Origin of the sequence: Pseudoalteromonas sp. AOP7-A1-14, from assembly GCF_052376275.1 — a bacterium.
In the GTDB taxonomy this organism is placed as follows: Bacteria; Pseudomonadota; Gammaproteobacteria; order Enterobacterales; family Alteromonadaceae; genus Pseudoalteromonas.
The window spans coordinates 37,301-46,045 of the sequence record NZ_JBQSVO010000012.1 but is presented as its reverse complement, the minus strand read 5'-3'; the positions used below and the strand labels follow the sequence as shown (position 1 = coordinate 46,045).

Annotated in this window: 8 protein-coding genes; 2 read left to right on the top strand and 6 right to left on the bottom strand. The window is 40.4% G+C overall.

The genetic code is table 11. The features are described from left to right. From ACT3RM_RS03910 to ACT3RM_RS03885, 6 genes are all read right to left on the bottom strand, one after another. Positions 1 to 1,638 (bottom strand): efflux RND transporter permease subunit (locus ACT3RM_RS03910; protein WP_444511338.1); only part of this gene is annotated, 1,638 nt, incomplete at its 3' end. Positions 1,639 to 1,646: 8 nt separating this feature from the next. After that, positions 1,647 to 3,161 (bottom strand): efflux RND transporter periplasmic adaptor subunit, encoded by a 1,515-nt coding sequence (locus tag ACT3RM_RS03905; RefSeq protein WP_441833928.1) that lies wholly within the window; start codon positions 3,159 to 3,161, stop codon positions 1,647 to 1,649. Further along, positions 3,151 to 4,491, bottom strand: a complete 1,341-nt coding sequence (locus ACT3RM_RS03900; RefSeq protein WP_441992854.1) for a TolC family protein — start codon at positions 4,489 to 4,491, stop codon at positions 3,151 to 3,153. The genes ACT3RM_RS03905 and ACT3RM_RS03900 overlap by 11 nt, the downstream gene beginning before the upstream one ends. 96 nt (positions 4,492 to 4,587) lie before the next feature. Beyond that, entirely contained in the window at positions 4,588 to 4,953 is a 366-nt protein-coding gene (locus ACT3RM_RS03895; protein ID WP_441833926.1) for a hypothetical protein, read from the bottom strand. A 74-nt stretch (positions 4,954 to 5,027) separates the two neighbouring features. Continuing rightward, on the bottom strand, positions 5,028 to 5,630 hold the full coding sequence (locus tag ACT3RM_RS03890) for a paraquat-inducible protein A (protein WP_441833925.1): 603 nt from the start codon (positions 5,628 to 5,630) through the stop codon (positions 5,028 to 5,030). A gap of 61 nt (positions 5,631 to 5,691) precedes the next feature. Further along, complete coding sequence (locus ACT3RM_RS03885) at positions 5,692 to 6,966, bottom strand: EAL and HDOD domain-containing protein (protein WP_441993697.1); 1,275 nt, start codon at positions 6,964 to 6,966, stop codon at positions 5,692 to 5,694. 220 nt (positions 6,967 to 7,186) lie between these two features. On the opposite strand from ACT3RM_RS03885, the gene ACT3RM_RS03880 reads away from it, so the two are divergent. Together ACT3RM_RS03880 and ACT3RM_RS03875 are read left to right on the top strand one after the other, a co-directional pair. Beyond that, positions 7,187 to 7,753, top strand: coding sequence for a PhnA domain-containing protein (locus tag ACT3RM_RS03880; RefSeq protein WP_441993695.1), 567 nt, complete (start codon positions 7,187 to 7,189; stop codon positions 7,751 to 7,753). Between the two features lie 142 nt (positions 7,754 to 7,895). After that, a complete protein-coding gene (locus tag ACT3RM_RS03875; RefSeq protein ID WP_441994563.1) occupies positions 7,896 to 8,705 on the top strand; it encodes an META domain-containing protein in 810 nt (269 codons plus the stop codon). Positions 8,706 to 8,745 lie beyond the last annotated feature (40 nt).

Here is an 8,745-nt window from a genome sequence, read left to right as displayed (position 1 = left end):
GGGATAAAAACCTATTAACGTGACCAACAGAGCGACCAGCAAGGTAATTTTTGGAAACTTCAACACCATACTCAATAATGGTTTATAAGCGCCGATTAATAAGCGATTAACTGGGTTTTTATGCTCTGAAATCACTTTACCGCGAATAAAATAGCCCATTAATACTGGCACTAAAGTAATAGCAAGCCCTGCAGAGGCGGCCATAGCATAGGTTTTTGTATACGCCAGAGGTGAAAACATCCGCCCTTCTTGGGCCTGTAAAATAAATACCGGCATAAAACTTACAGTAATGATCAACAAACTGAAAAATAAAGCTGGGCCCACCTCGCTTGCAGCATCAGTAACAACTTGCCAGCGGTTTTCGTCGGTTAGTGGCGTTTTTTCCATGTGTTTGTGCATATTTTCAATCATCACAATAGCGCCATCGGTCATGGCCCCCATAGCAATGGCAATACCACCAAGCGACATAATATTGGCATTAATCCCTTGCCAATACATAATAATAAATGCAGTTAAAATACCCAGTGGCAAAGTAATAATAGCCACCAATGATGAGCGCACATGAAACAAAAACACCACACACACTAGCGCTACAACAACAAGCTCTTCAAGTAATTTACTGGTGAGGTTATCTACCGCATTTTTGATCAAATTTGAACGATCGTAAACGGAAACTATTTCAACGCCATCCGGTAAGCCTTTTTTTAGAGTCTCAAGCTTTTCTTTAACCCGTTTTATGGTTTTTTGCGCATTTTCGCCAAAGCGCATGACCACTACGCCACCAGTTACTTCGCCTTTGCCGTTAAGCTCGGCAATGCCGCGACGCATTTGTGGCCCAAGGCGAATATCAGCTACATCTCCCAGCTGCAGTGCAGTGCCATTGGCATTAACGCCCAGCGGTATCGCTTCTAAGTCAGCAATACTTTGAATATATCCTGTACTGGTAACCATATATTCAGCTTCAGCCATTTCGAGTACTGATGCGCCCATTTCTTGATTACCTTGCTTAATAGCCGTTTGAATTAAGCTCAGCGGTATACCATAAGCGCGCAGCTTATCTGGCTCAACGCTTACTTGATACTGCTTAACCATGCCGCCCACTGAGGCAACTTCTGATACTCCCGGTACGGTTTGTAATTCAAATTTTAAAAACCAATCTTGTAAGCTTCGTAGTTGACTAATATCGTGCTGACCGGTTTTATCCACCAACGCATATAAATAAACCCAGCCTACACCGGTTGCATCGGGGCCAAGCTCCGCACTAGCTGTTTGTGGTAAACGACTTGCCACTTGACCTAAATATTCTTGAACCCGGCTACGCGCCCAATATAAGTCAGTATCTTCGTCAAAAATGACATAGACGTACGAGTCACCAAAAAATGAAAAGCCACGCACTGTTTCAGCGCCCGGTACCGACAACATCGCAGTAGTGACTGGAAATGTGACTTGATCTTGCACTACTTGCGGGGCTTGCCCTGGATATGAGGTTTTTATAATGACTTGTACATCTGATAAGTCAGGCAAAGCATCAACGGGGGTATTTTTTACTGAAAAAATCCCACCACCAATCACTATGGCTGTAAGTAACAGTACAAAAAAGCGATTAGTAACAGACCAACGTATTACTGCAGCTATCATATTACCTCCTAGTGCGCATCATGCGGTTGCATGATCATTAAAGGGTTAATATCACTAATAACAAACTCGCTGTTTTGCAAACTAAAGGTAAAACTTACTTGCTGCGCTGCACTGAGGTTTTCTAAATCAATATTGCCAGCAAATACAAATTCCATGATGGCAGAATCGCGGTGCCATTTTGGTATAGCATCACGGTTAATGGTAGCTGTGCGCTGGGCTTTATTAATACTATTAATGGTGCCATTTACAGTGGCTGAGTTGGCCATTTTCATACTGCGACTATTACTTTTCATATCTGTCATTGCTTTATCTTTCATAGGAGCTTGCATGCGTTTAAAGTCGGAGCTTTTACTCGACTCAGAATCAATTAAAAATTGCGCAGAGATCACCACTTCATCATCATGTTTAAGACCAGCTAAAATAACAGTATTATTGCTATCACTGCGGCCAAGTTTTACTGCCACCGATTTAAAGCGCCCTTCGCCTAACGCCACTACAACTCTATTTTGACTCCCGGTGCGGATCACAGCTTCTCTAGGCACAATCATCTGCTTGGCATCAGATTTGGCATGAATAGTTACTTGAGCAAACATATTGGGCTTTAATTGGTGATCTTTATTAATAAACCGCAGCCTTACTCGTAGGGTACGGTTATTAGCATCAAGCGTCGGATAAATATAATCCACTTTCCCTTGCCAGCTTTGTCCGGCTAAGTAATCAAGACGCATAGTGACAGGTAAACCCACGCTAATAAGCTCGGCTTGGCGTTCAAATACTTCAGCTTCAACCCACACCTCATCCAACTTGCCAATACTCATCATCGATGTGTCAGGTTTAACATAAAAGCCTTCGCGTATATTGAGCTCTTCAACGACACCACTTTGACGTGCATAGAAAGTAATATTTTGCATAATGTTTTTATTACGTTGTAAACGCTCAATGAAGCCGTCTGATACATTCAATGATTTTAAGCGAGCTTTAGCGGCGCGAATAAGTACTGTGTTATTACGATTAACCGCTAACATAAACTCTTCTTGAGCACTCACTAATTGCGGAGAGTACAACGTATACAACGGCTCACCTTGCGCTACTTGCTCACCAGCAGCTTTAACAAATAACGTTTCTAACCAGCCTTCTACGCGCGGGTGAATATGCACAAGCTGATCTTGGTTATATTGCACATACCCCACAGTTTTCACTTCGCTTTGCAAAGCTTGTAGCTGCACCTTTGCAGTTCTAACACCTAAGTTATTAACCACGGCAGGGGAAATTGTGACGGCACCAGGGTCATTTTGTGCTGAGCTGCTACTTTTTTCATAAACTGGAATTAAATCCATTCCCATAGGAGACTGGCCTGGCTCATCACGACGATAATTACTGTCCATTGGCGCAACCCAGTAAAGCGGCTTTTTATCAGCGTGGTTTTCGCTCATAGGGGGTGTCGCATGCATAAAGTTAAGCATAAGACCAGCAAGCCCCGCACCGACTAAGGCTGCAATTAATAGTTTAATATTAGAGTTCATGGTTTTGCTCCGCTCTTTGCTCACGCATTACTGCAGCATCTTTACTACTGGCATAATAATTCAGGCGGGCAATAATAATTTGTTGATCAATATTGATATTTAACGCATCAATTTTAGCGTTTAGTTCGCTGATACGTGCACGCATAACCTCGGAAAATTCACCGTAATCACGGGTATACGCATTTAAAGTGACTTGTGTTTGCTCTGCCATTTGTGGCAGTAATGAAGTTTGATAAAGCGCGCCACGCTTTTTTAATCTAGCCAACTGACTAAACTCTTTAAAATACATACCTTTTAACTTTTGTAACGCAATTAATTTATCGGTCTTTACCGCCTCAGCACTAGCGATAGCAGCATTGACTTGCTGATCTTGACGCTTATCGGTAAACAGGGGCAAATCAATACTCACGCCAACAGAGAATAAATCAGCTCGGGAGTCGCCCATTTGGGTATCATCGCGATAGCCATAATCCATATTCACGTCAAATTGTGGCTTGTAACTTTGCTCAGCTAGTGTAATTTCGGTTTGCTTTGCAGATACCGTTTTATCAATCGCAACAATTGCCGGATGCGCCATTAATAGTGACATTAACTGTGAAAGATCAAGGTTTTCAAAATCAACAAGCGCTGCGATATCTTGACGCTTAGCACTGACAGGCTGCGTTAACATAGATATTGGAAGCCATTGCGTTAAGCGTTTTTTAGCACTTTCGAACTGCTGCTCAAGCACGATAAGTTTGTCTTCCAATCGGGTTAACTCTAATTGAACACGAATAATATCTTGCTGGCGAGTATTACCCACTGAGCTGGCATAACTTGATTCAGTAATATCAATAAGCTGAGTAAATAAGCTTTTATCTTGCTCAATTAACTTAATGCTTTGCTGAGCTCGAAAGGCATTTAGCCATGACTCAATCACAATCACTTTTACTTGAGCAACGCGATCGGCGCGTAGCCAGGAGTATTGCTGTGCTGATTGAGCTAATACTTGCTGCTGCAATTCTAGGCTATTGCCGCGGCTAAACTTCTGGCTAAGCCTTACTTTTAGCTGGGTCATGCCTTCTTGTTCTAAAGAAAAACCACCGGTAGGTAAGTTCATTAATCCCACGCTGAGTACAGGATCGGGTAAGGTGCCAGCAACTAGGCTTTGTGCAATGACGGCTGCTTGGCGATGCTTACTGGCGCTCAGCCAAGGCTCGTTACTGAGCGCATAGGTAAGCGCTTTGTCAAGGCTAAGCCCATTACTTTGTTTTTGATTACTATGTACGGAAATTGCAGTTCCAAGCATTAAAGCAAAGAAACTGACTTTTACTGCGCTGAAGTGATTCATCACTTACTCCACTAAAATTAAAAAATGATTAATTCAGAGGCAGAAAAGAAGTGTTAAATCGATATATTATAAATTTTGAACACACCTATCCTGCAATTACGCAGACATAGGGGGGCGATATAAAGATCGTGTTATAAGGTGTTGATGTTGGGGAAGGTAAAGCTGTACTTTTTCAGATGCTGATAAAGCAAGTAAAAATGAAGCTTCGATATTAAGTATTGAATGCGCATTACACGCACTTGCAGGACAACCACACTCTTTTTTTACAATGGTGTCATCATCACAACAGTCTATATTCATCATGCCCGCAGACATTATATTATGTTGGTTTTCACTGTTATTATTTTTCTGGCTGTGGCTCATATGCGGCATTTCACACACCATAGATACAGACGCAACAGCTTGACCCACTAAAGTGAGTAACAAGCAAAGTGTCAGTAAACTAAGGTAAATGCGCTGCAAAAAACACCTTTTATAAGGCAGACTCAATATTCAGCGAAGTTTATGGTAACTTGCTGGTTAATACAAATGTTTAACTATTTTTCTTCAACACTAATCAAGTGACTCGCAGCAACAGCAAATAAACAATAGCCAGTAAAATACCAAAAGCCAACACCAAGCTCAGCATCCACATTAATTAATTCCCCCATCTGGCCATCCGCATTACCCGCTAAATACGCCACAATTAAGGCAATTACAAATACGTCCACCATACTCCACTTACTTAAGCCTTGTATAACTTGACCGAGCACTTGCTTAAATCTACTCACGGGTAAAAAGCAATGCAGTAATTGCATCAGTAATTTTAGCGTCGGGATCACAATTGAAAACAGCCCAATCAAGACGGCAACTAAGTAATTATTATTTTTGGCCAACTCGTTTACTGTTCCCCAAATACTACGCGTTTTTTTATAAGCGCTCACTTCACCTTCAAGTTTATCAAGGCCAAGCATACTTGAGGCCATCGACAACATATTACGAGTATTGTGGTTACCTTCGTCGGCCAACATATTAATGCCGGTTTGCGCTAGCTTTGATTTATCAATTTTCCCCTCAAGCGTAAGTACGGGCTGAGTTACCCCTGGAAGTAATAACCCTAATGCAATAATCACCGATAACACACTAAATAACGAACGCATAACTTTAACTCATAAACAATAATTGAATCTCATTATAGCGAAAGACATAGCCACAGTGAATTCAGCCAGACGCAATCATAGAAGCTAGCACTTCGTCAGCGTATTTCCGCGCACTTAGCATAGTGTTATGCACTTCATCGATACCAGATGCAGGACGGATGGTTTCAAGCAATTTAGTAGCTAACGGCCAATTTTCTTCTTCAACAGCTTTAACTAATTGAAGTGCGCCGCCTAACACGCCATCAAAACTAAGTAATGCGCTAGAAAGATCTGCTCCTAAAGTAAACTCTTTGGCTATGGCATCAAGTTCTATATCTAATATGGCATCGAGTACCGACATTAATCCGACTAAATAACCTTGCTCAGCTATTTCTTTACTGCCAAGGCTTAAAATAGATGCAATAAAGTATGCTCTAATTAATCCAGTTTTAGTAAGTTCAGAGGGTTTATCAACACCTAGCTCACCTAATGCCAGCACTCGAATAAATTGCCGCATAGCATCTTCGCCTAAATAAGTAACGGCTTGCGAAATAGACTTAATAACCAAGTTTTTATTACCAGAACGAGCATTAGCTAACTTTAATACCCTTGCTGTAAGCCCTACATCTCGAGATACCTTTTGCTGGACTTGGTCAAAGTTAATATTGGTATTAGAGGTACATCGTAACAGTTCGAACACAGCTAATTTTGAGGGCTCAATATTAGAATAAGAAAGCATTTCAGGGCGAGAAAAGAAAAAACCTTGAAATAGGTCACATCCTGCTGCTTTTAACTGTAAAAATTGTTGATGCGTTTCAATCCGCTCAACAACTATTTTTACATCAGGATAAAGCTGCTTGAGCTTTCTGATTTCCATATTCGTTTTTATAACCGGCTCAACAACTTCCAGCTTTATATAATTAACTAGAGGCAGTAATGGTTGCCATTTTTCATCACCATCGTAGTCATCAAGTGCAAACAAATAACCTTCTTTTTTTAATGCTTTAACTCGCTTCGCCACTTCTGCGATTTTATCAGCGCGCTCAACTATCTCGATAACGGTGTTACTAGGCTGTAAAAGCTTTGGAAAACCTTCAAGTAAAGCATCCGACGAAAAATTAATAAATGCAGGGTAATTAGCCACCAGCTTTTCAAGACCAATCAGCATCAACGCATTAAAAAATAGTCGTCCAGTAGCTTGTCCATCGGTGGTGCCCATAGGAAAAGCATTATCGGTAGAGTCTCGATACAACAGTTCGTACGCATAAAGATTTTGCTCAGCATCAAAGATAGGCTGCCTTGCTATGTACTGCGTTACTACCTTTGGAATTGGCTCCAAAACACCCTCTTTAGCCATTTAGGTTCCCGTTAACGTACTACTTTAAGTAAAGTCCAATGGATTTATTAATGTTAGCAATCAAATAACTTGCTTTATCTGAGTATAGTTAAGTTTATAATCATTACCTAGACAAAAATAACATGATGAAAATACCCTCACTGCAAATAAGGTTATTTCGCATTTTACTGATGATTGCTATAATAGCGAAAAATACTCCTTAAACTTATAGAACCCCAATATGAGCATTGAACAAGCCTTAATCGAACGTAGTAATAATCAGTGTGAGCTTTGTAGTTCAACAGACAACCTTAGTGTATATGAAGTACCGCCTGTTACAGAAGCACACTCAGATAAATGTATTTATACTTGCCAAACCTGTAAAAGCCAAATCGAAAATGACGCAAAGCTGACCCCAAATCACTGGCACTGCTTAAACGACAGTATGTGGAGCCAAGTACCTGCGGTGCAAGTAGTGGCTTACAGAATGCTTGCACGTTTAGCAGCTGATAACGGCTGGGCGCAAGATGCACTCGATATGATTTACTTAGAAGAAGAAACGCTTACTTGGGCCAAAATTGCACTAGCAGAAGAAGATGATATTAAACACGTAGACAGCAATGGAGTTGTTTTACAAGCGGGTGATTCGGTAACCCTAATTAAAGACCTTGATGTTAAGGGCAGTAGCCTTACAGCAAAACGCGGCACCGCAGTGCGTAATATCGGCTTAACCAGTAACCCCGAGCATATTGAAGGGCGCGTTGACGGCCAGCGAATTGTTATCCTAACTAAGTATGTTAAAAAATGAACATTTATTTAGGGTGTATAAGCACCCTTTTTTATGCATTTTAACAACAATTAGCTGATTTCTATTACTTAATTAAGTATTGATTAAGTAACTAGTTACTATCATTCTACAAAATAATCCAGTTATGATTAAAGGAACAACAATGTTTAAGCGTAAGCCAAGTTCAATGTTAAAGTCGGTAGCAGGGCTCAGCTTTTTAGCTACGGGTGCATTACTATTATCTGGATGTAATGATACTAAAAACACTGCAGAATCAACGCAAGTAGAATCAACAGCGACAATAACAGCAGAAGTCAGTTATTTAGATCGCAGCATGGTTGCACCTAATTCGCAGCTAAAAGTAACGCTTGTAGACGTATCTAAAATGGACACTAAAGCAACCACTATTAGCCAGCAAGTTATTGATTTAAATGGTGCTCCTCCTTACACGGTAGATCTAGTATACGATACCAATAAAATTAATAAATCACTAAGCTATAGTATTAGCGCGCGTATTGAAAATAATGGTGAGCTTCTCTACACCACAACCAGCAATAACGATCCTTTTGCAGCAGATGCACAAACTAATCCATACAAAATTGTGGTAACAAAAGTAAATCAAAAACCAGATGTAGATTTAGCAAATACCTACTGGAAAGCAATCACTCTAGCGGGTGATGATGTCACTGTTACTACAAAAGAACCATTCATTCAATTTAGTAATGACGATAAGGCACATGGCTTTTTAGGTTGTAATAACTTTAGCGGTAGTTATAAAGTGAGCGAACAGACAGTAACCTTTGATCACATAGCTGCAACTAAAAAAATGTGTCATGAAAACATGGATCAAGAAGCGGCAATGTCTAGTGTATTAAATAATGCCACACAGTGGCACATTAGTGGTGAATCGTTGATTTTAAAAGATAAAGAAGGTGAGCAGTTAGCTACTTTTAAAGCCACGTACTTTAACTAAACCACCTAAACTAATTAATATCTATTAACTAAAAACGCCC

Bases quoted from the DNA above. Each gene is read 5' to 3' on its own strand.
- ACT3RM_RS03885 (WP_441993697.1), bottom strand. From the start codon at position 6,966: ATGGCTAAAGAGGGTGTTTTGGAGCCAATTCCAAAGGTAGTAACGCAG.
- ACT3RM_RS03905 (WP_441833928.1), bottom strand. From the start codon at position 3,161: ATGAACTCTAATATTAAACTATTAATTGCAGCCTTAGTCGGTGCGGGG.
- ACT3RM_RS03900 (WP_441992854.1), bottom strand. From the start codon at position 4,491: ATGAATCACTTCAGCGCAGTAAAAGTCAGTTTCTTTGCTTTAATGCTT.
- ACT3RM_RS03880 (WP_441993695.1), top strand. From the start codon at position 7,187: ATGAGCATTGAACAAGCCTTAATCGAACGTAGTAATAATCAGTGTGAG.
- ACT3RM_RS03890 (WP_441833925.1), bottom strand. From the start codon at position 5,630: ATGCGTTCGTTATTTAGTGTGTTATCGGTGATTATTGCATTAGGGTTA.
- ACT3RM_RS03875 (WP_441994563.1), top strand. From the start codon at position 7,896: ATGTTTAAGCGTAAGCCAAGTTCAATGTTAAAGTCGGTAGCAGGGCTC.